Genomic DNA, 26,296 nt, shown 5'->3' on the forward strand with positions numbered 1-26,296 from the left:
TTACTTCATGTCATCTGCGTTTTCCGCAATGACATGAAATCCAGCATCCCACCGGTCAGGATACCCACGATGGCGAGTAACACCCCTGCATCAAGCAGCTGGGTTTCAAACGGAAGCGACAAGGTGGTCGTCGCATTCAAGATGAGTACCGCGAGCCACACTACCAGCGCAAGACAACCAGCCATCAGCAGACGCAGGGCAAACCGATAGGCAGCCTGATATTCCGTGCGCGGCATGAAGTGTTCCGTCCGCTGGGTATATTCCAGCGTCTGGCGACAGACCAGCAGCAATAAAATCCCCGGCACCGCCGCCACCACCGAGAAGAGATAAAACGTCGGCCAGCCGTGAGCTTCAACAAACCAGCCCGCGACGGGGCCAACGTATACGCGCCCGACGGCAGAAAGGGCAGACAGTAGCGCAAATTGGGTGGCGGAAAATGACTTATTACACAGCGTCATCAGCAGGGCGACAAATGCCGCAGTGCCCATACCGCCACACAGGTTTTCAAAGAATACCGCCGTCGCCATGCTGATCATATGCTTGTCGGTGATCGACAGCAGCCAGTAACCGGCATTCGATGCGCCCTGAAGGATGCCGAAGATCAGCAGAGCGCGGAACAGCGTCAGGCGCTGCATCAATACACCGCCGTACAGCGCGCCGACGATCGTGGCAAACAGCCCCAGGGTTTTGTTCACCACGCCGACTTCGCCCGCATCAAACCCGACGCCGCGGATCAGGAAGGTGGTGGTCAGACTCATGGCGAAAGCGTCGCCAAGCTTATAAAGGACAATCAGCAGCAGGATCAGCCAGGCATTATTGCGACCAAAGAAATCGCGGAGCGGTGCGGCGACGGCCTGCTCCAGCGAGCGGGGGACCGGAATCACATCGCTCGGTTCAGGCGCGAATAGCGTGGCAATAATGCAGGGGATCAGCAGAGCGGCCATCAGCCAGTACATTCCCTGCCAGCCGAGATAGCGGTCGGCAAGCCAGAGGGCCAGCCCGCCGGAAACCAGCATACCCAGGCGGTAGCCAAGCACGCTGATTGCCGCACCGGCGCCACGCTCTTCTGCTGGCAGGACGTCCGTCTTCCAGGCGTCAAAAACAATGTCCTGCGAAGCGGAGCAGAAGGCGATCACCACCGCAAGCGCGGCCATCCAGCGCAGCTGTGTTGACGGCTCAAGGAAACCCATTGCGGCAATGGCCAGCAACAGCAGCACCTGCGTCATCACTAACCAGCCGCGACGGCGCCCGAGGAACGGTGGGGTATAGCGATCCATCACCGGCGACCACAGGAACTTAAAGACGTAAGCCTGGCCGACGAGCGAGAAGAAACCAATGGTTTTAAGATCGATGTTCTCAACCGTCATCCACGCCTGTAACGTGCCGGAGGTGAGCGCAAGGGGTAAACCGGAGGCGAAACCAAGGATCAGCAGAATAGCTGATTTCGGTTGCTGGAAAATACGTAAGTAGTGACTGGACATGTTCTTATGAACTGACCCGGTGAAGCACCGGGTCAGTCAGCAGGATTAACGGGCGTTCTGCTTGATGAAGTCGTGAATGCTGGTGTCCTGTGCCATGTCGGCAATGGTGTCAGTCAGCACACTGTTAACCGCGTCAGCGATATTTTTGTTGGAGGCCTGGAATGCGCCTTCAACGGAATAGCTTGCACGGTAGTTTTTGTTCATTTTATTGCCGTTCTTCGCGGTAGCAATGATGGCGATATCGGCTTTGGTCGCAATGTTGTAGCGAACGTTACCCTGGGAGACGTCAGCGTACAGGTTGTTCACGATGATTTGCAGATCAACCGCGCCGCTTGGGCCAATCATGTAGCCACGGGAGGTCATCTGTTTTTCCAGCACTTCCTGCAACAGGAAGCGCAGGTCGCGGGAGGCGGTCAGCGTGACCTGCTGGTTGTCGCGAGTCACTTTCGCCAGCGCCTGGTCCTGACGCTGATCGGCGCCATTAATGCTGACTGTGACGCCCATCAGGCTTGGATCCTGCTGAGGCAGGGTAATTTTTGGTGAAACGTCAATGGTCGTCGGCGGAGTCGCGCAGCCGGCGAGCATAAAGAGTGCTACCAACGGAAAGAAGAGTTTTTTTAACATTTTCGGGTTCTCAACGAATCGTAAGCAAAGAGAGAAAAATTGCCGCCATCATAACATCGCTAACGGCCAGGGGAAGTGGTCAACGCATGTAAATTCATCGCCTTGTCCGAAAACTGACCACCTTTCCGCTTTTCTCTGCCTGTAAGTGACAAAACGTATGAACCTCATAGTGAACTTCATTCGTTTGGATGAGAAAATCAGACGAAAGCTAAATATTTGTTGTCAAGGTGTAATGGAACCGGTAAAAGCGGCTAATATTTAAAGGGATGGGTGACACCTTAGCGTTGTCGGAGGAGTGATTTCATGATGATACGTGAACAGATAGAAGAAAAATTAAGGGCAGCGTTCAACCCTGTGTTTCTCGAAGTTGTCGACGAAAGCTATCGTCATAACGTGCCGGCAGGTTCTGAAAGCCACTTTAAAGTGGTTCTGGTCAGCGATCGCTTCACGGGAGAACGTTTCCTGAACCGACACCGCTTGATCTACAGCACCTTGACGGAAGAACTCTCCACAACCGTACATGCGCTGGCGCTGCATACCTACACCATTAAGGAATGGGAAGGGCTACAGGATACGGTATTCGCATCACCGCCTTGTCGGGGTGCAGGCACCATCGCCTGATAAATCGGATTTGCAACCGCCGGAGTTTTTCCAGTATGTTGCTTACAGATTTCGTCAAAACGGCCTTCGGGCCGTTTTGTTTTGTCTGAGTTTTGAGCGGATGGCGCGTTTTTAAGGCTAAAAATAGCCTTAAAGTGTGAAAAAAGCCGCAGCAACATGCTCCAACCGTTCTCGACTCACCTAAGTGATGCCGCTATAATGCCGCGTCTTATTGAATGTCTTCGGGATGATTCTGGCGACAGGGAATGTGAATCTGCACATTAAGAGAGCATCCCGGTATAACAGACAGATTCAGAGTTGACCGAGCACTGTGATTTTTTTGAGGTAACAAGATGCAAGTTTCAGTTGAAACCACTCAAGGCCTTGGCCGCCGTGTAACGATTACTATCGCTGCTGACAGCATCGAAACTGCTGTGAAAAGCGAGCTGGTCAACGTAGCAAAAAAAGTACGTATTGACGGCTTCCGCAAGGGCAAAGTACCAATGAATGTTGTTGCTCAGCGTTATGGCGCTTCCGTGCGTCAGGATGTGCTGGGTGAACTGATGAGCCGCAACTTTATCGACGCGATCATCAAAGAAAAAATCAATCCAGCCGGCGCGCCGAACTACGTTCCAGGTGAATACAAGCAGGGCGAAGACTTCACCTACTCCGTAGAGTTCGAAGTGTACCCGGAAGTTGAACTGAAAGGTCTGGAATCTATCGAAGTTGAAAAACCGATCGTTTCCGTGACTGACGAAGACGTTGACGGCATGCTGGATACCCTGCGTAAGCAGCAGGCGAACTGGAAAGAGAAAGAAGGCGCTGTTGACGCGGAAGACCGCGTAACCATCGACTTCACCGGTTCTGTAGACGGCGAAGAGTTCGAAGGCGGTAAAGCGTCTGACTTCGTACTGGCGATGGGCCAGGGTCGTATGATCCCAGGCTTCGAAGACGGTATCAAAGGCCACAAAGCGGGCGAAGAGTTCACCATTGACGTGACCTTCCCTGAAGAATACCACGCTGAAAACCTGAAAGGTAAAGCAGCGAAGTTCGTTATCAACCTGAAGAAAGTGGAAGAGCGCGAACTGCCAGAACTGACTGAAGAATTCATCAAGCGTTTCGGCGTGGAAGATGGTTCTGTTGCGGGCCTGCGTACCGAAGTGCGTAAAAACATGGAGCGCGAGCTGAACGGCGCTGTACGTAACCGCGTGAAGTCTCAGGCGATTGAAGGTCTGGTGAAAGCGAACGACATCGACGTTCCTGCTGCCCTGATCGACAGCGAAATCGACGTTCTGCGCCGTCAGGCTGCACAGCGCTTCGGTGGCAACCAGCAGCAAGCGATGGAACTGCCACGCGAGCTGTTCGAAGAGCAAGCGAAACGTCGCGTTGTTGTCGGCCTGCTGCTGGGCGAAGTGATTCGTACCCACGAGCTGAAAGCTGACGAAGAGCGTGTGAAAGGCCTGATCGAAGAGATGGCTTCTGCATACGAAGACCCATCAGAAGTGATCGAGTTCTACGGTAAGAACAAAGAGCTGATGGACAACATGCGCAACGTCGCACTGGAAGAGCAGGCTGTTGAAGCGGTACTGGCGAAAGCGAAAGTGACCGAAAAAGAGACCTCTTTCACCGAACTGATGAACCAGCAGGCGTAATTTCGCCCCGACGGTTTAAAGTTTGAACAAAAAACCCGTTGCCCTCCGGCGACGGGTTTTTTTTATCACAGCTTTAGTCCTGGAAGGGTGCTAAAACGCCCTTTCAGTGTTAGCGTTACAACAAAACGTTGTTATGCTTGAAATAGGGCATGACGACCCCCATTAGTATGTAATCACGATGATTGAGACTGGCTGATAATCCGTCCATAAGGTTACAATCAGTACAGCAGGTGTTTTCAATTTTGAACCAGGAGACGGAAATGTCATACAGTGGCGAACGAGATAACTTTGCACCCCATATGGCGCTGGTGCCAATGGTTATTGAACAGACCTCACGCGGTGAGCGTTCTTTCGATATCTATTCCCGTCTGCTCAAGGAACGCGTTATCTTTCTGACCGGGCAGGTGGAAGACCATATGGCTAACCTGATCGTGGCGCAGATGCTGTTCCTGGAAGCGGAAAACCCGGAAAAAGACATTTACCTGTACATCAACTCGCCAGGCGGTGTGATTACGGCGGGCATGTCAATTTATGACACCATGCAATTCATCAAGCCGGATGTCAGTACCATCTGTATGGGGCAGGCGGCATCCATGGGTGCTTTCCTGTTAACCGCAGGGGCGAAAGGTAAGCGTTTCTGCCTGCCTAACTCCCGCGTGATGATTCACCAGCCGCTGGGTGGTTACCAGGGCCAGGCGACGGATATTGAAATCCACGCCCGAGAAATTCTGAAAGTAAAAGCGCGCATGAATGAACTTATGGCGCAGCATACGGGTCAACCTCTCGAGCAGATCGAGCGCGATACCGAGCGCGATCGCTTCCTCTCTGCACCAGAGGCAGTTGAGTACGGCTTAGTCGACTCCATTTTGACCCATCGTAATTGATGCCCGCGACGCGAGTGTGCCGCTATACTAAGGTAGGGCGGAACGTTGCCTGTAAGCAGCTTGCGTCTGAGAATGGCATTTGCGTCGTCATGTGCGGCACATAGAACTTAAAAAGAGGTTTGGACTCATGACAGATAAACGCAAAGATGGTTCGGGCAAACTGCTGTACTGCTCTTTTTGCGGCAAAAGCCAGCATGAAGTGCGTAAACTGATTGCCGGGCCGTCCGTGTATATCTGCGACGAATGCGTCGATTTATGTAACGACATCATTCGCGAAGAGATTAAAGAAGTCGCGCCGCACCGTGAGCGCAGCGCGTTACCAACGCCACACGAGATTCGCCACCACCTGGATGACTATGTCATTGGTCAGGAGCAGGCGAAAAAAGTGCTGGCGGTGGCTGTATACAACCACTACAAACGTCTGCGTAACGGCGATACCAGCAATGGCGTAGAGCTGGGCAAAAGTAACATTCTGCTGATCGGGCCTACAGGTTCTGGTAAAACCCTGCTGGCGGAAACGCTGGCGCGCCTGCTGGATGTTCCGTTCACCATGGCGGATGCCACCACCCTGACCGAAGCCGGTTATGTGGGTGAAGACGTTGAAAATATTATCCAGAAGCTGCTCCAGAAGTGCGATTACGACGTACAGAAAGCCCAGCGCGGGATCGTCTATATCGATGAGATCGACAAAATCTCCCGTAAATCAGACAACCCGTCGATCACCCGTGACGTCTCGGGCGAGGGCGTGCAGCAGGCGCTGCTGAAGCTGATCGAAGGTACGGTTGCGGCTGTTCCACCGCAGGGTGGGCGTAAACATCCGCAGCAGGAATTCTTGCAGGTTGATACCTCCAAGATCCTGTTTATCTGTGGTGGTGCGTTTGCAGGCCTGGATAAAGTGATCTCTCACCGTGTGGAAACCGGCTCCGGCATTGGTTTTGGCGCAACGGTGAAAGCCACGTCTGAAAAACCAAACGAAGGCCAGCTGCTGGCGCAGGTTGAACCGGAAGATCTGATCAAATTCGGTTTGATTCCGGAATTTATCGGCCGTCTGCCGGTTGTGGCGACCCTGAACGAACTGAGCGAAGACGCGCTGATTCAGATCCTGAAAGAGCCGAAAAACGCGCTGACCAAGCAGTATCAGGCGCTGTTTAATCTGGAAGGCGTTGAGCTGGAATTCCGTGACGAAGCACTGGACGCGATTGCCAAGAAAGCGATGGCGCGTAAAACCGGTGCCCGTGGCCTGCGTTCTATCGTAGAAGCAGCATTGCTCGACACGATGTACGATCTTCCTTCTATGGAAGACGTTGAAAAAGTCGTGATCGACGAGTCCGTCATTGGTGGCCAGTCCAAGCCGTTACTGATTTACGGTAAACCGGAAGCGCAGCAGGCATCTGGCGAATAATTCACCATTTCATACAATCAGTTAATCAAAAAGGGGGGATTTTATCTCCCCTTTACTTTTTCCGTATTCATGGCGTTGAATGTATGGGAAACATCCCCATATACTGGATTACATGTTAATGGTTGTGTGAAGCACAGTTACATGACCAGTTTACCTGGCGGACACTAAACTAAGAGAGAGCTCTATGAATCCTGAGCGTTCTGAACGCATTGAAATCCCCGTATTGCCGTTGCGCGATGTGGTGGTTTATCCGCACATGGTCATACCCTTATTTGTAGGGCGGGAAAAATCTATCCGTTGCCTCGAAGCCGCCATGGATCATGATAAAAAAATCATGTTGGTCGCGCAGAAGGAAGCATCAACGGATGAGCCGGGTGTAAACGATCTTTTCACCGTCGGGACCGTGGCCTCTATTTTGCAGATGCTGAAGCTGCCAGACGGCACCGTGAAGGTGCTGGTGGAAGGCTTACAGCGTGCGCGTATTACCACTCTGTCAGACGATGGCGAGCACTTCTCTGCGAAGGCAGAGTACCTTGATTCACCGGAACTTGATGAGCGCGAACAGGAAGTGCTGGTACGCACCGCGATCAGCCAGTTCGAAGGCTACATCAAGCTGAATAAGAAAATCCCACCTGAAGTGCTGACGTCGCTGAACAGCATCGACGATCCTGCACGTCTGGCGGATACCATCGCTGCGCACATGCCGCTGAAGCTTGCTGACAAACAGTCCGTGCTGGAAATGTCCGACGTTAACGAACGTCTGGAATACCTGATGGCGATGATGGAGTCTGAGATCGATCTGCTCCAGGTTGAGAAGCGCATTCGCAACCGCGTCAAAAAGCAGATGGAAAAATCGCAGCGTGAGTACTATCTGAACGAGCAAATGAAAGCCATTCAGAAAGAGCTCGGCGAGATGGACGATGCGCCGGATGAAAACGAAGCGCTGAAGCGTAAGATCGACGCGGCGAAGATGCCGAAAGAGGCGAAAGAGAAAGCCGAAGCTGAGTTGCAGAAGCTGAAAATGATGTCTCCGATGTCGGCAGAGGCGACCGTCGTGCGCGGCTATATTGAGTGGATGGTGCAGGTTCCGTGGAATGCCCGCAGCAAGGTCAAAAAAGACCTGCGTCAGGCGCAGGAAATCCTCGATACCGACCACTACGGCCTGGAACGCGTGAAAGACCGCATTCTTGAGTACCTCGCGGTACAGAGCCGTGTGAACAAAATCAAAGGCCCAATCCTGTGCCTGGTAGGGCCTCCAGGCGTGGGTAAAACCTCTCTGGGCCAGTCCATCGCCAAAGCGACCGGACGTAAGTATATCCGTATGGCGCTGGGCGGCGTACGCGATGAAGCGGAAATCCGCGGCCATCGTCGCACCTATATCGGTTCCATGCCGGGCAAGCTGATCCAGAAGATGGCGAAAGTGGGGGTTAAAAACCCGCTGTTCCTACTCGATGAGATCGACAAAATGTCTTCGGACATGCGTGGCGATCCGGCGTCGGCGCTGCTGGAAGTGCTTGATCCAGAACAGAACGTGGCGTTCAGCGATCACTACCTGGAAGTGGACTACGACCTGAGCGATGTGATGTTCGTGGCGACCTCCAACTCCATGAACATTCCGGCCCCGCTGCTGGACCGTATGGAAGTGATCCGTCTCTCCGGTTATACCGAAGATGAGAAGCTGAACATTGCTAAGCAGCACCTGCTGCCGAAACAGATTGAGCGTAACGCGCTGAAAGCCAACGAGCTGACCGTCGAGGACAGCGCGATTATTGGCATCATTCGCTATTACACCCGTGAAGCGGGCGTTCGTAGCCTCGAGCGTGAGATCTCTAAGCTGTGCCGTAAGGCGGTGAAACAGCTGCTGCTGGATAAGAGCCTGAAGCACATTGTGATTAACGGCGACAATCTGCATGCGTACCTTGGCGTTCAGCGCTTCGACTACGGTCGTGCGGACAACGAAAACCGCGTTGGTCAGGTGACCGGTCTGGCATGGACGGAAGTGGGCGGCGATCTGCTGACCATCGAAACCGCCTGTGTCCCGGGCAAAGGCAAGCTGACCTACACCGGTTCACTGGGTGAAGTGATGCAGGAGTCCATCCAGGCGGCGCTGACCGTGGTGCGCGCGCGCGCGGAAAAACTGGGTATCAACCCGGATTTCTACGAAAAACGCGACATTCACGTTCACGTTCCGGAAGGGGCGACGCCGAAAGATGGCCCAAGCGCGGGTATTGCCATGTGTACGGCGCTGGTTTCCTGCCTGACAGGGAACCCGGTTCGTGCTGATGTGGCCATGACCGGTGAAATTACGCTGCGTGGTCAGGTACTGCCTATCGGCGGGTTAAAAGAAAAACTGCTGGCGGCACACCGCGGTGGGATCAAAACCGTATTGATCCCTTACGAAAATAAACGCGATCTGGAAGAGATTCCGGACAACGTTATTGCCGATTTGCAGATCCATCCGGTGAAACGCATTGAGGAAGTTCTGACTCTCGCACTGCAAAATGAACCGTCCGGAATGCAGGTTGTAACCGCAAAATAGTGACCTCGCGCAAAGAGCGCCAATAAAAACAAGGCTGGTAAGTCATTTCGTACTTGCCAGCCTTTTTTTGTATAGCTAATTTAGATTGCTGATTGGGTTAGCCATCAACAACGGGTGTTGTAAGGTCATAGCAGGACTGATATAACTGCTGCGCGGTCGCGCTGTGAAGGATTCAGGTGCGATATAAATTATAAAGAGAGGAAGAGAACAGTGAATAAATCTCAACTGATTGACAAAATTGCTGCGGGTGCTGATATTTCTAAAGCTGCAGCGGGACGTGCTTTAGATGCTTTAATTGCTTCTGTTACTGAATCTCTGCAAGCTGGGGACGACGTTGCACTGGTAGGCTTCGGTACTTTTGCGGTTAAAGAGCGTGCAGCCCGTACTGGCCGCAACCCTCAGACCGGTAAAGAGATCACCATTGCTGCCGCTAAAGTGCCGGGTTTCCGTGCAGGTAAAGCGCTGAAAGACGCAGTAAACTGATTGCTTTCCCGCTCCAGGGAAGCTGAAAAGTACAAGGGCGCATCGTTTGATGTGCCTTTTTTGTTTGTCCAGACCTGATTTGTGCGAGTTTATGCGAGTTGTGGGCTGACAATTGCCCTGTTTTCTTGTCACAATACGCCTTTACGCGCGACGGTCAGGATTTTCCGTCAGCGTCAGGTAACCAGTCACCTACAGCGGAGTGTTGTTACACCATGATGGACAGCTTACGCACGGCTGCTAACAGTCTCGTGCTCAAGATTATTTTCGGTATCATTATCGTGTCGTTCATATTGACCGGTGTGAGTAGTTACCTCATCGGCGGTGGCGCGAACTACGCCGCAAAAGTGAATGGCCAGGAAATTAGCCGTGGGCAGTTCGAGAACGCTTTTGCTGGTGAACGTAACCGCATGCAGCAACAGCTGGGCGACCAATACTCTGAACTTGCAGCCAACGAAGGCTATATGAAAAACCTGCGTCAGCAGACGCTGAACCGCCTTATCGACGAAGCGCTGCTGGATCAGTACGCGAAAAGCCTGGGTCTGGGCATCAGCGATGAGCAGGTTAAAAAAGCCATCTTCTCGACGCAGGCTTTCCAGTCTAATGGGAAGTTCGACAACGCGCGTTACAACAGCATTGTTAACCAGATGGGTATGACGGCTGACCAGTACGCTCAGGCGCTGCGTAACCAGTTGACCACGCAACAGCTGATCAACGCGGTGGTGGGCACCGATTTCATGCTGAAAGGCGAAACTGAAGAGCTGGCGGCACTGGTGGCGCAGCAACGCGTGGTGCGTGAAGCGACGATTGATGTCAACGCACTGGCAGCGAAACAGCAGGTTAGCGACGCTGAAGTTAATGCTTACTACGAGCAAAACAAGAACAACTTCATCTCTCCGGAACAGTTCCGCGTAAGCTATATCAAGCTGGATGCAGCTGCGATGCAGGAAAACGCGACTGACGCCGAGATCCAGTCTTATTACGACCAGCATCAGGATCAGTTCACTCAGCCGCAGCGTAACCGTTACAGCGTGATCCAGACCAAAACGGAAGCAGAAGCGAAAGCCGTGCTGGACGAGCTGAACAAAGGCGCTGATTTCGCCACCTTAGCGAAAGCAAAATCCACCGACATTATTTCTGCCAAAAACGGCGGTGATATGGGCTGGCTGGAAGAGTCCACTACCCCGGACGAGCTGAAAAATGCAGGCCTGAAAGAGAAAGGCCAACTGTCTGGTGTAATCACATCCTCCGTTGGTTTCCTGGTGGCGCGTCTGGACGATGTTGTGGCGGCGAAAACCAAGCCGCTGGCTGACGTTCGTGATGATATCGCTGCGAAAGTGAAGCAGGAGAAAGCGCTGGACGCCTTCTATGCTCTGCAACAGAAAGTGAGCGATGCCGCAAGCAACGACAACGAATCACTGGCGGGTGCTGAGCAGGCTGCTGGCGTTAAAGCGGTTGAGACGGGCTGGTTCAGCCATGAAAACCTGCCGGAAGAACTGAACTTCAAACCAGTTTCAGATGCCATTTTCAATGGTGGTCTGGTCGGTGAGAACGGTACGCCGGGCAGCAACTCAGACATCATTACCGTTGATGGTGACCGAGCGTTCGTACTGCGCGTCAGCGAGCACAAAGCCGAGGCAGTGAAGCCCCTGGCGGAAGTGAAAGATCAGGTGGTGGCGCTGGTCAAACACAACAAAGCGGCACAGCAGGCAAAACTGGATGCAGAGAAAATTCTGGCCGATCTGAAAGCCGGTAAGAACGATGCGCTGAAAGCGGCTGGCCTGAGCTTTGGCGAAGCAAAAACGCTGAGCCGTACCGGTCAGGATCCTGTCAGCCAGGCGGCGTTTGGTCTGAGTCTGCCGGCGAAAGACAAACCTGTCTATGGTACCACGACCGATATGCAGGGTAACGTGGTGCTTCTGGCGCTGGATGAAGTAAAAGCCGGTACGCTGCCAGACGCGCAGAAGAAGGCCATGGTTCAGGGAATTACCCAGAACAATGCCCAGATTGCTTTCGAAGCGATGATGAGCAACCTGCGTAAAGAAGCCAAAATCAAACTGGGTGATGTGGTCACTCAGGAGCAATAATTACGTATCTGCTCGCAGATTTTAGTAACGCTCTGCAAAAACTAAAGGCCGCTTTCGCGGCCTTTTCCATTTCTGCAATCTGTTGTTTGTCCCTGTTTTCCCGTGCGGTTATCGTGGCGTGGCTGTCAACAAACAAGGAGAAAACAGCATGAAATGTGGAATCAAAGCACTGTTAATTACACTGGCTATTGCCACTTCCGGGATGAGTGCGGGCGCGCTGGCCGCGTCCCCCTCGGTTAAAGCGCAGGCTGCACAAAACCAGGCCGATGCAACGTCACAAGGTCATGTTAAAGCCAACGCGACGGCCAGCACGAAAGCCATTGAGGACGAGGGTACGCGGGTCAGTATCAATATTGCCTCTGCGGACGATCTTGCCCGCGTTATGAATGGCGTGGGTCTAAAAAAAGCGCAGGCCATCGTCAGCTATCGTGAAGAGTATGGCCCTTTCAAAACCCTTGACGATCTCAAGCAGGTGCCGGGTATGGGCAGCGCGCTGGTTGAGCGCAATCTCGCACACCTGACGCTGTAATCGCGTAATCACTTGCACTGCGGCAAAAATTTGCCAGGATAAAGAGGTCATACCAGTTATGACCTCTGAACCTATAACAACGAAAGGCTATTGCGCTATGCAGACACAAATCAAAGTCCGTGGTTATCACCTCGATGTTTACCAGCACGTCAATAACGCCCGCTACCTTGAATTTCTTGAAGAGGCGCGCTGGGACGGCCTGGAGAACAGCGAAAGCTTCCAGTGGCTGACCGCACACAACATCGCGTTTGTGGTCGTCAATATCAACATTAACTACCGCCGCCCGGCAGTGCTGGGGGATGTGCTCACCGTGACCAGTGAGGTCCAACAACTGAATGGCAAAAGTGGTGTATTGAGCCAGGTCGTTACGCTGGAGCCAGAAGGGCAGGTGGTGGCCGATGCGCTGATCACCTTTGTCTGTATAGATCTCAAAACTCAGAAAGCGTTGCCGCTGGAAGGGGAGTTGCGCGAAAAGCTGGAGCTGATGATCGCGTAAGAAATATTCAGGGATAACTGTGCTGTCGACACTTACCGTTCGACAGCACGGTCAGGTAGCCCTTATTTCAGACCGGTCTTTTTCTGCATTGCGGCCATCACGCCCGCTTTATCCGCAAAATAATGATTCAGACCGTTCGCGCGCAGGTTACAGGCGGCACACTGCCCGCAGCCGTCCCCTTTAATGCCGTTGTAGCAGGTCAGGGTCTCGTTGCGAACAACATCCAGCTTGCCCCAGTAGTCGGCCAGCGCCCAGGTTTCAGCCTTATCCAGCCACATCAGCGGCGTTTCGAAGCGGGTCTCTTTTGCCATTCCCAGATCGACGGCGTGATTGAGTGCTTTCACGAATTCATCCCGGCAGTCCGGGTAGCCAGAGAAGTCGGTCTCACACACGCCCGTGATCACCGCTTCGGCTTTCACCTGGTAGGCATAGATCGCCGTCAGGGTCAGGAAGAGAATGTTGCGGCCCGGTACGAAGGTGTTCGGAATGCCACTGGCATCCGGTTCGTAATCAGGCACCGGAATGCTGTCGCGGGTGAGGCTGCTGACGGCCAGTTCATTTAACAGCGTCACGTCCAGCACTTTATGAGCGCGGGCGCCCAGTTTGAGGGCCAGTTCACGAGCGACATCGATTTCAGCGCGATGACGCTGACCATAATCAAAAGTGACGCAGTGCACTTCATCATACTGGTGAAGCGCCTGAATCAGGCAGGTGGTGGAATCTTGTCCTCCGCTGAACACGACGACGGCACGTTTCATAGATCATCTCGACAGTTACAGTAAAAGCGTCATGTTAACGCCTGGCTAAAGCGGCGACCAGCTTCTTCACGCGTTTGGGGGAGGAAGCCAGGCTTCGGTGAAGTCAAACCAGCCGCGAGTGTTAAGGCGTATGCCGTTGACGCCCGGAGGCGCGCTGATTTGATACTGGTAGTTAAAGAGCGGCGTCAGGACGGCTGTCTCCATTAACCGGCTGAAGATAGCCTGAAGTCCTGCGTGTCGGTCACGTTCGTCGGCCTGCGTCTGCACCGCATCCAGCGTGGCCTGCAAATGGGTGTATGCCGGTGCGCTCAGCAGATGCGGCCAGAGCGCATCGCAGCGGAGCCACTGCTCAAGCGTGTACGCTGGCGCTTCGCCAATCAGTCTGTCTCCCATCATGATGTCTGCATCGGCAAGCTGCTGGCACCCGTCCCACGTTTTGGCGTCGTGAAAGATGACGGTCAGTTCACAACCCTGCCGCGCAAGGTATGCTTTTAACTGGCTGGCCATGGTGTGAAGCTCAACCGGCAGGTGGTAGACGAGCGTCAATGCCTCTGGCAGCGCAACGTCGGTTAAATCAGGCCATTGGGGGATCGCCCAGCCGGGAAGCAGTTCCTCGGTAGGGGTGATGAGCCCTTCGTTCAGGGGAAGCGTGTGCAGCAGCGTTGAGAGATGAATGATATTAATCAGCCGCTTTGCCTGAAGTTCGCTCAGACGTGGGCTCTGTTTCAGCGTGAGGTAGCAGAAACCCAGACTGGTGCTGTTACTCACCAGCCGCAGGCTGGCCAGCTCGTCGGCCTCGCCAATGGCGATTTGCACCGGGTGGCGACAGCTGGTGCCCAGACTGTAGTCAAAAAGCTGGGGCGTGATCCAGTACTCGATAGCCTTAAGCAACGGATGGCCAAGGTGATACTGCTCGTGGCTTTCCAGACGCACCAGTTCAGGCTCAAAAACGCTCAGTCGAAAGGGACCGCTGCCCACCACGGGGTAATCGGGATGCGCCAGACGGCTACAGTAGGTTGCCAGCCTGTGCGCCAGCCAGTAGTCAGGTTGATGGAGAATAAACGTCAGGCACTGCGGATGCGTGGTTTCGATACGTAAGACGCTGCGGAAAAGCGTGCCCATGCCGGGCTGCGATAACAGCGCCGCCAGGCTTTTCCGGAGCTGTGCCGTCTCTATTTTATCGCCGTTATGCCAGTGCAGGGTGGAGCGAATGTAGAAATGCCAGCGCAGGCCGTCAGCGGAGATTTCCCAGTGATGCGCCAGATCGCCCGTGGGTTCACTGCTGGTACCATTAAAACGCGTCAAACCAGAGAATACCTGTCCCGCCAGATGCTGCTCCGCCCGGCCAGGGAGAAACCCCGGCTGAAGCGGCTCCAGCGAGCGATAGTAGGGAATACGCAGCGTCGGCGTATCGTTCTGCCACTGCCCGCCCATAAACGGATGCAGCAGCGATCGCAAATCTTCAGGCGCGAGCTGGGCCAGCTCCAGCGCGTTGTGCTGCTGTCCACTTTTCAGGGCCTCTTCCATCATCGTATTACGCAACGAATCCGGGGTGACGTGAAAGCGTAATTCCCCACGCTTACCTCGTCCGGAGCGGGCGTGCCAGCTTAGCCAGCCCGCCTCCTGCGCCTGGCGCAGCAGGGTGCGAACATGTCGCTCGCTGCAAAAGCAGCGGCTGGCAAGTTCACTGATGGTAACCTGCTGCGGTGCGCCGGCGGAGGGGTGCCACAGACGCTGATACTGGTTAAGACGATTAAGCTGGCGCATGAAAAACCCGGAACAATAATTATCATCTATTCACTATTACTTCCGTATATCTCACGTAATACTGATGCACAAGTTAACCGCATCACATTTCGGGAGTAATTATGGCTCGGCTCGCTGCATTTGATATGGACGGCACGCTGTTAATGCCGGATCACCGTTTAGGGGAGAAAACCCTGAACACACTTAAGCGCCTGCGCGAGCGTGAAGTCACCCTGACGTTTGCCACTGGTCGTCATGTTCTCGAGATGCGCCATCTGCTGGGAACATTTGCCCTCGATGCGTTCCTGATCACCGGCAACGGGACGCGCATTCACTCCGTCGACGGCAATATGCTGCACCGTCAGGATCTGAATCCGGAAGTGGCGGACATTGTCCTGCACAGCACCTGGGATACGCAGGCCAGCGTGCATGTTTTTAATGATGAAGGCTGGTTTACCGGGCGTGAGATCCCGGCCTTGCTGCACGCTCACGTTTACAGCGGCTTTAAATATCAGCTTATCGATTTGCGCCGCATTCCAGCACACAAGGTGACCAAGATCTGCTTCTGTGGCGATCACGACGATCTCTGCCGCCTGCGTATTCAACTAAACGAGGCGCTGGGCGACCGGGCGCACCTGACCTTCTCGGCGGTGGACTGCCTTGAAGTGCTGCCGGTGGGCTGTAACAAAGGATCTGCGCTGGCGGTGCTGAGCGATCATCTGGGGCTGACGATGCAGGACTGTATGGCCTTTGGTGACGCCATGAACGACCACGAGATGCTGAGCAGCGTGGGTCGTGGACTGATTATGGGGAACGCGATGCCGCAACTTATCGCCGCGCTCCCGCATTTACCGGTTATCGGACACTGTCGTAACGAAGCGGTGTCCCATTTTTTGACGCATTGGCTGGACAAAAATAACCTCCCATATTCCCCCGAATAGTGAGACCCTTCCAGCAAGCCAGGCTAAAGCCTGGCTTTTTTTTATTTCACCAGCTGCGAAATCTGCGCTTTCCACGGTTCTACATCGCCAATAGTTGCCTGCACCCATTCTGCGTTGTAATAGGTGTCCAGGTAGCGCTCCCCGCTGTCACACAGCAGCGTGACGACAGAGCCGGTACGGCCTTCTTCGCGCATCCTCGCGGCCAGCTGTAGCGCGCCCCACATATTGGTGCCGGTGGAAGCCCCGACTTTACGGCCAAGCTGTGTCTCCAGCCAGTGCGCCGTCGCGACGCTGGCGGCGTCCGGCACGCGGAGCATCTCATCCACAACGTCCGGAATGAACGAGGGTTCGACGCGCGGGCGACCAATCCCTTCGATCTTGCTCCCCACGGGGCTGCGCAGGCTGGCATCGCGGGATTGCCAGTAATCGAGGAACACCGAGTTTTGCGGGTCAACCACCATCAGCTGCGTATCATAACCCTGACAGCGGATATAACGTCCGATGGTGGCGGAGGTTCCGCCCGTGCCCGCGCTCATGACAATGTAAGAGGGAACAGGATGCGGCTCGTGGGTCATCTGGCGGAAAATGCTATCCGCAATGTTATTATTGCCGCGCCAGTCGGTGGCGCGCTCGGCGAAGGTGAACTGGTCCATATAGTGACCATTCAGTTCGCGGGCCAGCATTTCGGAGGCCGCATAGATTTCGCAGGCGCTTTCCACAAAGTGGCAGCGTCCGCCGTAAAATTCTATCTGTTCGACTTTACGTTTCGCCGTGCAGGAGGGCATCACGGCGATGAACGGGAGGCCCAGCAGGCGGGCAAAGTAGGCTTCGGAAACGGCAGTTGATCCGGACGACGATTCAATAATCGTGGTGCCTTCTTTGATCCAGCCGTTACATAAACCGTATAAAAAGAGTGAACGCGCCAGGCGATGCTTCAGGCTGCCGGTAGGATGGGTGCTTTCATCCTTCAGGTAAAGCTGAAGGCCGGGAAATCCAGGCAGAGGCAGGCGGATCAAGTGGGTGTCTGCCGAGCGCTGATAGTCGGCATTTATTTCGCTGATGGCATGTTTAACCCAGTTGCTATTCATCGTAGTTATCCGTTTGTCATTTTGTGCCCAGCATAGCGAAAAGCACAGAAAAAATTGTTGCTATCTGACCTTTAAAATAGAATGTAAGGAGAATAATTTTCTCTTCGAGGTGGCTATGTTAGATAAAATTGATCGTAAGCTGCTTTCTTTGCTGCAAAGCGACTGCACCCTCTCTTTGCAGGCGCTGGCAGATGCCGTTAATCTGACCACCACACCGTGCTGGAAGCGCCTCAAGAAGCTGGAAGATGATGGCATTCTGCTGGGACGCGTGGCGTTGCTGGATCCCGAAAAACTGGGGCTTGGACTGACCGCCTTCGTCCTGATAAAAACGCAGCATCACAGTAGCGAATGGTATTGCCGCTTCGTCACCCAGGTTTCCGACATGCCCGAGGTGCTCGGCTTCTGGCGCATGGCGGGGGAATACGACTATCTGATGCGCGTTCAGGTGGCAGACATGAAGCGCTACGATGATTTCTACAAGCGGCTGGTCAATAGCGTACCGGGCTTGTCCGATGTTACCTCCAGTTTCGCCATGGAACAGATTAAATACACCACAGCGTTACCCATTGAATAACTTCTTAAAATACCTTCAGGAAAAGACCGCGTGCGATTATTTGCCCAATTAAGCTGGTACTTTCGTCGGGAGTGGCAACGCTACCTCGGCGCGGTGGCCCTGCTTATTATCATTGCCATTCTGCAACTGATCCCGCCCAAAGTGGTGGGTTACGTCGTGGATGGCGTTACGGAACAACATTACACCGCCGCACGGGTGATGATGTGGGGCGGTACGCTGGTGCTGACGGCCGTGGTGGTTTACCTGCTGCGTTATGTCTGGCGCGTGCTGCTGTTCGGCGCGTCCTATCAGCTTGCCGTTGAGCTGCGCGAGGACTTTTACCGCCAGCTGAGCCGCCAGCACCCTGAGTTTTATCTGCGTCACCGTACCGGGGATCTCATTGCCCGCGCCACTAATGATGTAGACCGCGTGGTGTTTGCCGCCGGTGAAGGGGTGCTAACGCTGGTGGATTCCCTGGTGATGGGCTGTGCGGTACTGATTGTGATGTCTACGCAAATTAGCTGGGAGCTCACGCTGCTGGCGCTGCTGCCGATGCCGCTGATGGCGCTGGCAATTAACCGCTACGGCGAGCAGCTCCATGAACGCTTTAAGCTGGCGCAGGCGGCGTTCTCGTCGCTGAACGATCGCACTCAGGAGAGCATGACCAGCATCCGCATGATCAAAGCGTTTGGTCTGGAAGACCGCCAGTCCGCGCTGTTTGCCGCCGACGCTGCCGATACCGGCGCGAAAAACATGCGCGTGGCGCGTATTGATGCCCGTTTCGATCCGACAATTTATATTGCGATTGGCATGGCGAACCTGCTGGCAGTGGGCGGCGGCAGCTGGATGGTGGTGCAAGGCACGATGACCCTCGGGCAGTTAACCAGCTTTGCGATGTACCTTGGGCTGATGATCTGGCCGATGCTGGCGCTGGCCTGGATGTTTAATATCGTTGAACGCGGGAGCGCCGCTTACAGCCGTATCCGCGCCATGCTGGCGGAAGTGCCGGTCGTGAACGATGGCAGCGAGCCGGTGCCGGAAGGTCCGGGTATTCTCAAGGCTGATATCCGCGCCTTTATCTACCCGCAAACGGAACATCCGGTGCTTGAGAACGTCAGTTTCACGCTGCGTCCTGGTCAGATGCTGGGCATCTGTGGCCCGACGGGTTCCGGTAAAAGCACCATTCTGTCACTGATTCAGCGCCATTTTGACGTGAGCGAAGGCGATATCCGTTTCCACGACGTCCCTCTGCCACGTCTGCTGCTGGATGACTGGCGCAGCCGCCTGGCGGTCGTCAGCCAGACGCCGTTTTTGTTTTCAGACACCATTGCCAACAATATCGCGCTCGGGTGTCCGACGGCGACACAGGACCAGATCGAGCACGTGGCGCGTCTGGCCAGCGTCCACGAGGATATTCTGCGCCTGCCGCAGGGCTACGACACGGAAGTGGGTGAGCGGGGCGTTATGCTCTCCGGCGGACAAAAACAGCGTATCTCTATTGCCCGCGCGCTGCTGCTGGACGCTGAGATCCTGATACTGGATGATGCGCTGTCCGCGGTTGACGGGCGTACTGAACATCAAATTTTGCATAACCTTCGCCAGTGGGGAGAGGGGCGCACGGTCATCATCAGCGCGCACCGTCTGTCGGCTCTTACCGAAGCCAGCGAAATTCTGGTGCTTCAGCACGGGCATATTGCTCAGCGTGGTCAGCATGAGCAGCTTGCCGGGCAGACCGGATGGTATCGGGATATGTACCGCTATCAACAGCTTGAAGCCGCGCTGGATGAGGAGGTCGCCGATGCGTAAGTTTGGACAGATGTGGCCGACGTTAAAACGGCTGCTGGCCTATGGCTCGCCGTGGCGCAAACCGCTTTCCATCGCCGTGCTGTTGCTGTGGATCGCCGCGATTGCGGAGGTGACCGGTCCGCTGCTTATCAGTTATTTCATCGACAATATGGTGGCGAAAAACTATCTGCCGCTGGGGCTGGTGGCGGGGCTGGGCGTGGCGTATGTCGGCCTACAGCTGACGGCGGCGGGGCTGCACTATGCGCAGTCGCTGCTGTTTAACCGGGCCGCCGTGGGCGTGGTCCAGCAGCTTCGCACGGATGTGATGGATGCCGCGCTGCGCCAGCCGCTGAGCGAGTTTGATACTCAGCCGGTCGGGCAGGTTATTTCGCGCGTCACCAATGACACCGAGGTGATCCGCGACCTCTATGTAACCGTTGTCGCAACGGTTCTGCGCAGTGCCGCGTTAATTGGCGCGATGCTGGTGGCGATGTTCAGCCTGGACTGGCGTATGGCGCTGGTGGCGATCGCTATTTTCCCGGCGGTGCTGATTGTGATGGTAATTTACCAGCGCTACAGCACGCCGATTGTTCGTCGCGTGCGCGCTTACCTCGCAGATATCAATGATGGCTTCAACGAAGTGATCAACGGCATGAGCGTTATCCAGCAGTTTCGCCAGCAGGCGCGTTTTGGCGAGCGAATGGGAGAAGCCAGCCGCTCGCACTATATGGCGCGGATGCAGACGTTACGGCTGGATGGCTTCCTGTTACGCCCGCTGCTGAGCCTCTTCTCTGCGCTGGTGCTGTGCGGGCTGTTGATGCTGTTTGGCCTGACGACGCGCGGAACCATCGAGGTGGGGGTACTGTACGCATTTATCAGCTACCTTGGACGCCTTAACGAACCGCTGATTGAACTCACCACGCAGCAATCGATGCTGCAACAGGCAGTGGTCGCGGGCGAACGTGTATTCGAGCTGATGGACAGGCCGCGTCAGACCTATGGCGATGACGAACGCCCGCTGGAAAGTGGATCCATAGCGTTTGATCATGTCTCGTTTGCCTACCGCGACGACCAGCTTGTCTTGCAGGATATTAACCTCGAGGTACCGTCGCGCGGTTTTGTCGCCCTGGTTGGGCATACCGGTAGCGGCAAAAGCACGCTCGCCAGTTTGCTGATGGGCTACTATCCGTTGACGCAGGGGGAGATCCGTCTGGACGGACGGCCGCTTGCCTCGCTTAGCCACAACGCGTTACGTAAGGGCGTCGCGATGGTGCAGCAGGATCCGGTGGTACTGGCGGATACCTTTTATGCCAACGTGACGCTGGGACGACCTTTCACGCCTGAGCAGGTATGGGAGGTGCTGGAAACGGTACAGCTTGCGGATCTGGCGCGCGGGTTAAGCGAGGGGATCCATACCCGGCTGGGTGAGCAGGGCAATAATCTCTCGGTCGGGCAAAAGCAACTTCTTGCGCTGGCGCGCGTGCTGATTGAGACGCCACAGGTGTTAATTCTGGATGAAGCGACCGCAAGCATTGACTCCGGTACCGAGCAGGCGATCCAGCAGGCGCTGGCTGCCGTGCGGGATCGCACTACGCTGGTGGTAATCGCCCACCGCCTCTCAACCATCGTCGATGCCGATACCATTCTGGTGCTGCACCGTGGCCAGGCCGTTGAACGGGGGACGCACAGAGCGCTGCTTGAGGCAAAAGGACGCTACTGGCAGATGTATCAGTTGCAGCTGGCGGGCGACGAACTGGCCGCCAGCGCGCGCGAGGAAGAGTCACTCAGCGCCTGATGCACCATAACAAGGCAATGCGCTAACAGACTTAACCGTTGGTGCAAAACTGAAACGCACCCTGCACTGCCATGGTGCGTTTTTTTTCGCCTCTTCCCGGCGCATCCGCGCCGCGGCGCTTTCCTCCTCACCTTTCACTTCTGGCACACCCTTTGCAATATCCCTTTCGTGTTAGCTGCGGCCATTACCGAATTCTGACTGGAGGGGATATATGAAGCTGGTTACGGTGGTAATCAAACCATTCAAACTCGAAGACGTGCGTGAAGCGCTGTCTTCCATGGGTATTCAGGGACTGACTGTCACCGAAGTGAAAGGCTTTGGGCGTCAGAAAGGTCATGCCGAGCTTTATCGCGGGGCGGAATACAGCGTTAACTTCCTGCCAAAAGTGAAGATTGATGTGGCGATTGCCGACGATCAGCTTGATGAGGTGATTGATGTCGTCAGCAAAGCAGCCTACACCGGAAAAATTGGCGACGGCAAAATTTTCGTTGCCGAACTACAGCGCGTCATTCGCATCCGTACCGGCGAATCTGACGAAGCGGCGTTGTAAGTAACTCCTGGCACACAGTGATAGGGATCGAGAAAATGAAGAAAGCAACAATGAAAACAGGTCTGGGTTCGCTGGCACTGCTGCCGGGCCTGGCAATGGCTGCACCTGCTGTGGCAGACAAAGCCGATAACGCCTTTATGATGATTTGCACCGCGCTGGTGCTGTTCATGACGATTCCGGGGATCGCGCTGTTTTACGGCGGCCTGATCCGCGGCAAGAACGTACTCTCCATGCTGACGCAGGTTGCCGTCACGTTCGCGCTGGTGTGCGTGCTGTGGGTGGTTTACGGTTACTCGCTGGCCTTCGGGGAGGGCAACGCCTTCTTCGGCAACGTTAACTGGGCGATGCTGAAAAATATCGAACTGACCGCGGTGATGGGCAGTTTTTATCAGTATATTCATGTCGCGTTCCAGGGCTCATTCGCCTGCATCACCGTGGGGCTGATTGTGGGCGCGCTGGCTGAGCGTATCCGCTTCTCTGCGGTACTGATTTTCGTGGTGGTCTGGCTGACGCTCTCCTATATCCCGATTGCGCATATGGTCTGGGGAGGTGGTCTGTTGGCTTCCCATGGCGCGCTGGACTTTGCGGGCGGTACCGTTGTGCACATCAACGCCGCGGTAGCAGGTCTGGTAGGCGCATACCTGATTGGTAAGCGCGTGGGCTTCGGGAAGGAAGCATTCAAGCCGCACAATCTGCCGATGGTCTTTACCGGCACCGCCATCCTCTATTTTGGCTGGTTCGGCTTCAACGCAGGTTCAGCCAGCGCCGCTAACGAAATCGCCGCGCTGGCCTTCGTGAATACCGTTGTGGCAACCGCCGGCGCTATCCTCTCATGGGTATTTGGCGAGTGGGCCGTTCGCGGCAAGCCATCGCTGCTGGGTGCCTGTTCCGGGGCGATTGCCGGTCTGGTAGGTATTACGCCAGCGTGCGGTTACGTGGGCGTGGGCGGTGCGCTGCTGATCGGTATCGTCGCAGGACTGGCGGGGCTGTGGGGCGTTACCGCACTGAAACGTGTTCTGCGCGTTGACGATCCGTGTGATGTATTCGGCGTACACGGTGTGTGCGGCATCGTCGGCTGTATCATGACCGGTATCTTTGCTGCCCAATCTCTGGGCGGTGTGGGTTACGCAGAAGGCGTGACCATGATGCATCAGGTGCTGGTACAGCTGGAAAGCATCGCGATCACCGTTGTCTGGTCCGGTGTTGTGGCCTTTATCGGTTACAAGCTGGCTGATATGACCGTTGGGCTGCGCGTGCCGGAAGAGCAGGAGCGCGAAGGCCTGGACGTCAACAGCCACGGCGAGAATGCCTATAACGCATAATTTGAGTGCCTTGCCGGGCGGCGGCTTCGCCTTACCCGGCCTGAAAAAGCACAATTCGCAGGCCCGGTGAGCGCAGCGCCACCGGGCTTTTTACATCACCCGCGATTACGCATCACACCTTCCTGCACGGTAGAAGCCACCAGCACGCCATCCTGAGTGTAAAACTCCCCGCGTACAAAGCCGCGCGCGCTGGACGCAGAGGTACTTTCCACGCTGTAAAGCAGCCATTCGTTCATATCGAATGGACGGTGGAACCACATGGAATGGTCAATTGTGGCTACCTGCATCCCTTTTTCGAGGAAGCCCACACCGTGCGGCTGTAGCGCAACCGGCAGGAAGTTGAAATCCGACGCATACCCCAGCAGGTACTGATGCACGCGTAAATCTGCGGGTACGCTGCCGTTGGCGCGGATCCACACCTGGCGGGCGGGCTCAGCGGTATGCCCCTTCATTGGGTTATGAAATTCGACCGGGCGGATCTCCAGCGGTTTATCGCACAGAAACTTCTCTTTTACCTGCGGCGGCAGCAGATGCGCGAGAGCGCGGGCAATTTCGGTTTCCGATTTCAGATCGTCCGGCGACGGGGCAGACGGCATCTTTTTTTGATGCTCATAGCCCGGCTCTGGCGCCTGGAACGAGGCGGTCATGTAGAAGATGGGTTTGCCATGCTGGATGGCCGCCACGCGACGGGCGCTGAAGCTTTGACCGTCACGCAGAACTTCCACGTCGTAAACAATCGGTTTAGCACTGTCACCGGGGCGTAAAAAGTAGCTGTGAAACGAGTGCACCAGACGGTCTGCCGGGACGGTCTCCTTGGCGGCATACAGCGCTTGCCCCACGACCTGGCCGCCAAAAACCTGGCGTAAGCCTAAATCTTCGCTCTGTCCGCGAAATAGCCCTTCTTCTATTTTTTCCAGGTTCAGTAATGTCAGCAGATTGTTCAGTGCCTGACTCATAGTGGTCCTCAATAAACGCCGTGGCGAAAGATAGGCAGAGTATAACCCAGAAATGAAAGTGGTCCGATGGGTAGAATAATCTTAATATCCGGACGAAATTAGGCATAAATCCGTGATTTGTGCCACACTTGTATTCGTTGTGTGAATAAAACGACATCAGATGGGATCGATCCCGCTGGTGCATTGATGATAAGGAGACTTCAATGAAACTCGTGCCTATGCTCAGTGGTGTAGCAATTGCGGTAGCGTTGTCCGCCTGTGCTGGTAAGAGTGCCGATGTACCGGTGCCAACAGCAAGCGCAAACGGGATTAACACCCTTTCACAGCAAGCTATTCAGCAGCCAAATGTTTCCGGTACGATCTGGATCAAACAGAAGGTTGCGCTGCCGCCGGATGCGGTTTTAACGGTCACGCTGTCTGATGCTTCCCTGGCGGATGCGCCGTCCAAAGTGCTTGCGCAGCGCGCGGTTCGTACAGAGGGTAAACAGGCGCCGTTCAGCTTTGTGCTGCCGTACAACCCGTCTGACGTGCAACCCAATGCGCGTATCCTCCTGAGCGCGGCGGTAACGATCAACGATAAGCTGGTCTTTATCACCGATACCGTGCAGGAAGCGGTCAACAAAGGCGGCACCAAAATCGACCTGACCCTGGTACCGGTGCAGCAAACTGAAGTACCTGTTGCAACGCAGAACAATCAGCCGACTCTGCCTACACCGCCAACACAGCTGTAATTCTCTTTCGCCCTCTCCATGTTGACGGGAGAGGGCGTCAGTACTCCCAGCGATACTTCTGCATATCAATTTGTCCTGCCCCGGACACCTGCACCCCTTCTGAAAGTAAAGCCTGACGCTGGCGCTGCAAGTCTGGCCCGGTGAGGGAAATGGCGCCATGGCGATTGACGACCCGGTGCCACGGTAACGTGCTTCCTTCCGGTAGCCTCCTCAGCACGCCGCCTACCTGACGCGCCGCGCGCGGAGAACCCGCCAGCCGGGCGACTTCCCCATAGGTCGTGACACAGCCTTCCGGGATCGAGGCTACGATTTGCCACACTCGCTGTGGGAAAGTGTCATGTTCGTCCATTGTTTCTCCTGCGGGAAATCAGCGAAGGGTAATGTTATACGAAGATAAAGAAGATTGTCGGGGCAGTTTGCGCAATAATCCAGCATCCGGTTGCCAGCGGCTTGCAATTGAGGTGCTCCACAGGGATAATGCGCCAGCGCGTTGGTTATCAACGCTCTCAATGGGGGCTCTGTTGGTTCTCCCGCAACGCTACTCTGTTCACCAGGTCAGGTCCGGAAGGAAGCAGCCAGGGCAGACGACGTGGGTGCCGGGATGTAGCTGGCAGGGCCCCCACCCATTTGAGCTTACGCTAAGTCGTATAGCTTAAAACCTCATCTCTTTGCCAACAATCATTCTGATATAGAGCCGATTATATCCGGCTCCCTTAATCGAAGATGACGTTTTCGGTTTAAGTATGGGGTCCAAGGAATCGATCGCCGTTCAGGTGGATCATATGGGTTGGAGCATCAGCTACCCAGACCTCTGTTTCCCAGGATAATTCCATCAGATATTTTGCCATCACTTTCCGGTCAGGGAAGGCTGTAACGTATACCAATCCGGGTTTAGCAGAAGCAAATAATTTTGCTAACTCACCGTGACGCTTTCCATCGACGGGCCCGTGGGAAGTAACTGATTCAATTAACAGTAGCCAGTTGCGTTTTTGCCAATAAAGAACAACATCGGGCAGTTTACCTTTTCGATCAACACTTACTCCCAGTTCCGCAAGTCGGTCTTTTCTAAAATGATCTTCCTTCGCGCCAGTATCTCCGATGTAAATAACTTCTGCTTCAGGAGCGAAACGAGGGCCAAACTCAACGATGATATCCTTGATGAGCTGGCTATGCGCACCGGGGCTTAATTCTAATTCAGTACCGTCATTCAGCTTTAATGGCACCATTTCCATTTTTCGCGCCATGGCATACTGCTCAACTAAGGTCGGTACGTTGCCCATATGTTCTTCAAGCGCTG

General features: G+C 54.9%; 24 protein-coding genes and 1 other RNA gene. 17 read left to right on the forward strand and 8 right to left on the reverse strand.

Annotated elements, in window-relative coordinates:
- Positions 1-5: 5 nt before the first annotated feature.
- Positions 6-1,481, reverse strand: coding sequence for a muropeptide MFS transporter AmpG (gene ampG / locus O1721_RS08815; RefSeq protein WP_017383190.1), 1,476 nt, complete (start codon positions 1,479-1,481; stop codon positions 6-8).
- 45 nt (positions 1,482-1,526) lie between these two features.
- Positions 1,527-2,105, reverse strand: coding sequence for a lipoprotein (locus tag O1721_RS08820; RefSeq protein ID WP_003859052.1), 579 nt, complete (start codon positions 2,103-2,105; stop codon positions 1,527-1,529).
- Between the two features lie 303 nt (positions 2,106-2,408).
- Between O1721_RS08820 and bolA the strand changes: the two genes are divergently transcribed.
- The 9 genes from bolA (at position 2,409) to O1721_RS08865 (ending at position 12,774) form a co-directional block, all read left to right on the forward strand.
- Entirely contained in the window at positions 2,409-2,726 is a 318-nt protein-coding gene (gene bolA / locus O1721_RS08825; protein WP_003859051.1) for a transcriptional regulator BolA, read from the forward strand.
- Positions 2,727-3,058: 332 nt separating this feature from the next.
- The gene (gene tig / locus O1721_RS08830) at positions 3,059-4,357 is read left to right on the forward strand and encodes a trigger factor (protein WP_015571277.1); all 1,299 of its coding nucleotides are present in this window, start codon (positions 3,059-3,061) and stop codon (positions 4,355-4,357) included.
- A 260-nt stretch (positions 4,358-4,617) separates the two neighbouring features.
- Entirely contained in the window at positions 4,618-5,241 is a 624-nt protein-coding gene (gene clpP, locus O1721_RS08835) for an ATP-dependent Clp endopeptidase proteolytic subunit ClpP (protein WP_006809880.1), read from the forward strand.
- Positions 5,242-5,368: 127 nt separating this feature from the next.
- On the forward strand, positions 5,369-6,643 hold the full coding sequence (gene clpX, locus O1721_RS08840) for an ATP-dependent protease ATP-binding subunit ClpX (RefSeq protein ID WP_015571275.1): 1,275 nt from the start codon (positions 5,369-5,371) through the stop codon (positions 6,641-6,643).
- A 184-nt stretch (positions 6,644-6,827) separates the two neighbouring features.
- A complete protein-coding gene (gene lon, locus O1721_RS08845) occupies positions 6,828-9,182 on the forward strand; it encodes an endopeptidase La (protein WP_014882775.1) in 2,355 nt (784 codons plus the stop codon).
- 210 nt (positions 9,183-9,392) lie between these two features.
- Positions 9,393-9,665, forward strand: coding sequence for a nucleoid-associated protein HU-beta (gene hupB / locus O1721_RS08850; RefSeq protein ID WP_002444653.1), 273 nt, complete (start codon positions 9,393-9,395; stop codon positions 9,663-9,665).
- Positions 9,666-9,877: 212 nt separating this feature from the next.
- A complete protein-coding gene (gene ppiD, locus O1721_RS08855; RefSeq protein ID WP_032647432.1) occupies positions 9,878-11,749 on the forward strand; it encodes a peptidylprolyl isomerase in 1,872 nt (623 codons plus the stop codon).
- Between the two features lie 148 nt (positions 11,750-11,897).
- Positions 11,898-12,278: a helix-hairpin-helix domain-containing protein gene (locus tag O1721_RS08860; protein WP_032647434.1), complete on the forward strand. Its 381-nt coding sequence runs from the start codon at positions 11,898-11,900 to the stop codon at positions 12,276-12,278.
- A 97-nt stretch (positions 12,279-12,375) separates the two neighbouring features.
- Complete coding sequence (locus O1721_RS08865) at positions 12,376-12,774, forward strand: YbgC/FadM family acyl-CoA thioesterase (protein WP_017694410.1); 399 nt, start codon at positions 12,376-12,378, stop codon at positions 12,772-12,774.
- Positions 12,775-12,836: 62 nt separating this feature from the next.
- Here the strand turns inward: O1721_RS08865 and queC are convergent, their stop codons facing one another.
- Both queC and O1721_RS08875 read right to left on the reverse strand, forming a co-directional pair.
- Entirely contained in the window at positions 12,837-13,532 is a 696-nt protein-coding gene (queC, locus tag O1721_RS08870; RefSeq protein ID WP_015571271.1) for a 7-cyano-7-deazaguanine synthase QueC, read from the reverse strand.
- Positions 13,533-13,598: 66 nt separating this feature from the next.
- Positions 13,599-15,299: an SgrR family transcriptional regulator gene (locus tag O1721_RS08875; protein ID WP_032647436.1), complete on the reverse strand. Its 1,701-nt coding sequence runs from the start codon at positions 15,297-15,299 to the stop codon at positions 13,599-13,601.
- Between the two features lie 101 nt (positions 15,300-15,400).
- Here O1721_RS08875 and cof point away from each other — a divergent pair, with 101 nt between their 5' ends.
- Positions 15,401-16,219 carry an HMP-PP phosphatase gene (cof, locus tag O1721_RS08880; protein ID WP_017383195.1) on the forward strand — a complete coding sequence of 273 codons (819 nt, stop codon included), beginning with the start codon at positions 15,401-15,403 and terminating at the stop codon, positions 16,217-16,219.
- A 41-nt stretch (positions 16,220-16,260) separates the two neighbouring features.
- Here cof and O1721_RS08885 read toward each other — a convergent pair whose 3' ends face one another.
- The gene (locus O1721_RS08885) at positions 16,261-17,307 is read right to left on the reverse strand and encodes a PLP-dependent cysteine synthase family protein (protein WP_032647439.1); all 1,047 of its coding nucleotides are present in this window, start codon (positions 17,305-17,307) and stop codon (positions 16,261-16,263) included.
- Between the two features lie 115 nt (positions 17,308-17,422).
- Between O1721_RS08885 and O1721_RS08890 the strand changes: the two genes are divergently transcribed.
- The 5 genes from O1721_RS08890 (at position 17,423) to amtB (ending at position 23,312) form a co-directional block, all read left to right on the forward strand.
- The gene (locus O1721_RS08890; RefSeq protein ID WP_015571267.1) at positions 17,423-17,881 is read left to right on the forward strand and encodes an Lrp/AsnC family transcriptional regulator; all 459 of its coding nucleotides are present in this window, start codon (positions 17,423-17,425) and stop codon (positions 17,879-17,881) included.
- Between the two features lie 30 nt (positions 17,882-17,911).
- Positions 17,912-19,666 carry a SmdA family multidrug ABC transporter permease/ATP-binding protein gene (locus O1721_RS08895; RefSeq protein ID WP_017383197.1) on the forward strand — a complete coding sequence of 585 codons (1,755 nt, stop codon included), beginning with the start codon at positions 17,912-17,914 and terminating at the stop codon, positions 19,664-19,666.
- Positions 19,659-21,440 carry a SmdB family multidrug efflux ABC transporter permease/ATP-binding protein gene (locus O1721_RS08900; RefSeq protein WP_032647441.1) on the forward strand — a complete coding sequence of 594 codons (1,782 nt, stop codon included), beginning with the start codon at positions 19,659-19,661 and terminating at the stop codon, positions 21,438-21,440. Before O1721_RS08895 ends, O1721_RS08900 begins: the two co-directional genes overlap by 8 nt.
- 211 nt (positions 21,441-21,651) lie before the next feature.
- Positions 21,652-21,990, forward strand: coding sequence for a P-II family nitrogen regulator (gene glnK, locus O1721_RS08905; protein WP_006809867.1), 339 nt, complete (start codon positions 21,652-21,654; stop codon positions 21,988-21,990).
- Between the two features lie 35 nt (positions 21,991-22,025).
- Positions 22,026-23,312 carry an ammonium transporter AmtB gene (amtB, locus tag O1721_RS08910; protein ID WP_015571265.1) on the forward strand — a complete coding sequence of 429 codons (1,287 nt, stop codon included), beginning with the start codon at positions 22,026-22,028 and terminating at the stop codon, positions 23,310-23,312.
- A gap of 95 nt (positions 23,313-23,407) precedes the next feature.
- Here amtB and tesB read toward each other — a convergent pair whose 3' ends face one another.
- Positions 23,408-24,268: an acyl-CoA thioesterase II gene (tesB, locus tag O1721_RS08915; RefSeq protein WP_015571264.1), complete on the reverse strand. Its 861-nt coding sequence runs from the start codon at positions 24,266-24,268 to the stop codon at positions 23,408-23,410.
- Positions 24,269-24,471: 203 nt separating this feature from the next.
- On the opposite strand from tesB, the gene O1721_RS08920 reads away from it, so the two are divergent.
- Positions 24,472-24,999: a YbaY family lipoprotein gene (locus O1721_RS08920; protein WP_017383199.1), complete on the forward strand. Its 528-nt coding sequence runs from the start codon at positions 24,472-24,474 to the stop codon at positions 24,997-24,999.
- 37 nt (positions 25,000-25,036) lie between these two features.
- On the opposite strand, the gene O1721_RS08925 is transcribed toward O1721_RS08920, so the two are convergent.
- Positions 25,037-25,348: an MGMT family protein gene (locus tag O1721_RS08925; RefSeq protein WP_003859016.1), complete on the reverse strand. Its 312-nt coding sequence runs from the start codon at positions 25,346-25,348 to the stop codon at positions 25,037-25,039.
- 170 nt (positions 25,349-25,518) lie between these two features.
- Here O1721_RS08925 and ffs point away from each other — a divergent pair.
- An RNA gene (gene ffs, locus O1721_RS08930) (signal recognition particle sRNA small type) lies at positions 25,519-25,615 on the forward strand.
- A gap of 121 nt (positions 25,616-25,736) precedes the next feature.
- Here ffs and O1721_RS08935 read toward each other — a convergent pair.
- Positions 25,737-26,279 carry a BsuBI/PstI family type II restriction endonuclease gene (locus tag O1721_RS08935; RefSeq protein ID WP_353057898.1) on the reverse strand — a complete coding sequence of 181 codons (543 nt, stop codon included), beginning with the start codon at positions 26,277-26,279 and terminating at the stop codon, positions 25,737-25,739.
- Positions 26,280-26,296 lie beyond the last annotated feature (17 nt).

It is taken from the genome of Enterobacter cloacae complex sp. HYC033_NIDB (assembly GCF_056673335.1).

What these genes read in the sequence shown, in the direction of transcription:
- ampG (WP_017383190.1), bottom strand. Translation starts at nt 1,481, where the DNA reads ATGTCCAGTCACTACTTACGTATTTTCCAGCAACCGAAATCAGCTATT.
- O1721_RS08820 (WP_003859052.1), bottom strand. Translation starts at nt 2,105, where the DNA reads ATGTTAAAAAAACTCTTCTTTCCGTTGGTAGCACTCTTTATGCTCGCC.
- bolA (WP_003859051.1), top strand. Translation starts at nt 2,409, where the DNA reads ATGATGATACGTGAACAGATAGAAGAAAAATTAAGGGCAGCGTTCAAC.
- tig (WP_015571277.1), top strand. Translation starts at nt 3,059, where the DNA reads ATGCAAGTTTCAGTTGAAACCACTCAAGGCCTTGGCCGCCGTGTAACG.
- clpP (WP_006809880.1), top strand. Translation starts at nt 4,618, where the DNA reads ATGTCATACAGTGGCGAACGAGATAACTTTGCACCCCATATGGCGCTG.
- clpX (WP_015571275.1), top strand. Translation starts at nt 5,369, where the DNA reads ATGACAGATAAACGCAAAGATGGTTCGGGCAAACTGCTGTACTGCTCT.
- lon (WP_014882775.1), top strand. Translation starts at nt 6,828, where the DNA reads ATGAATCCTGAGCGTTCTGAACGCATTGAAATCCCCGTATTGCCGTTG.
- ppiD (WP_032647432.1), top strand. Translation starts at nt 9,878, where the DNA reads ATGATGGACAGCTTACGCACGGCTGCTAACAGTCTCGTGCTCAAGATT.
- O1721_RS08860 (WP_032647434.1), top strand. Translation starts at nt 11,898, where the DNA reads ATGAAATGTGGAATCAAAGCACTGTTAATTACACTGGCTATTGCCACT.
- O1721_RS08865 (WP_017694410.1), top strand. Translation starts at nt 12,376, where the DNA reads ATGCAGACACAAATCAAAGTCCGTGGTTATCACCTCGATGTTTACCAG.
- queC (WP_015571271.1), bottom strand. Translation starts at nt 13,532, where the DNA reads ATGAAACGTGCCGTCGTCGTGTTCAGCGGAGGACAAGATTCCACCACC.
- O1721_RS08875 (WP_032647436.1), bottom strand. Translation starts at nt 15,299, where the DNA reads ATGCGCCAGCTTAATCGTCTTAACCAGTATCAGCGTCTGTGGCACCCC.
- cof (WP_017383195.1), top strand. Translation starts at nt 15,401, where the DNA reads ATGGCTCGGCTCGCTGCATTTGATATGGACGGCACGCTGTTAATGCCG.
- O1721_RS08885 (WP_032647439.1), bottom strand. Translation starts at nt 17,307, where the DNA reads ATGAATAGCAACTGGGTTAAACATGCCATCAGCGAAATAAATGCCGAC.
- O1721_RS08890 (WP_015571267.1), top strand. Translation starts at nt 17,423, where the DNA reads ATGTTAGATAAAATTGATCGTAAGCTGCTTTCTTTGCTGCAAAGCGAC.
- O1721_RS08900 (WP_032647441.1), top strand. Translation starts at nt 19,659, where the DNA reads ATGCGTAAGTTTGGACAGATGTGGCCGACGTTAAAACGGCTGCTGGCC.
- glnK (WP_006809867.1), top strand. Translation starts at nt 21,652, where the DNA reads ATGAAGCTGGTTACGGTGGTAATCAAACCATTCAAACTCGAAGACGTG.
- amtB (WP_015571265.1), top strand. Translation starts at nt 22,026, where the DNA reads ATGAAGAAAGCAACAATGAAAACAGGTCTGGGTTCGCTGGCACTGCTG.
- tesB (WP_015571264.1), bottom strand. Translation starts at nt 24,268, where the DNA reads ATGAGTCAGGCACTGAACAATCTGCTGACATTACTGAACCTGGAAAAA.
- O1721_RS08920 (WP_017383199.1), top strand. Translation starts at nt 24,472, where the DNA reads ATGAAACTCGTGCCTATGCTCAGTGGTGTAGCAATTGCGGTAGCGTTG.
- O1721_RS08925 (WP_003859016.1), bottom strand. Translation starts at nt 25,348, where the DNA reads ATGGACGAACATGACACTTTCCCACAGCGAGTGTGGCAAATCGTAGCC.
- O1721_RS08935 (WP_353057898.1), bottom strand. Translation starts at nt 26,279, where the DNA reads ATGGGCAACGTACCGACCTTAGTTGAGCAGTATGCCATGGCGCGAAAA.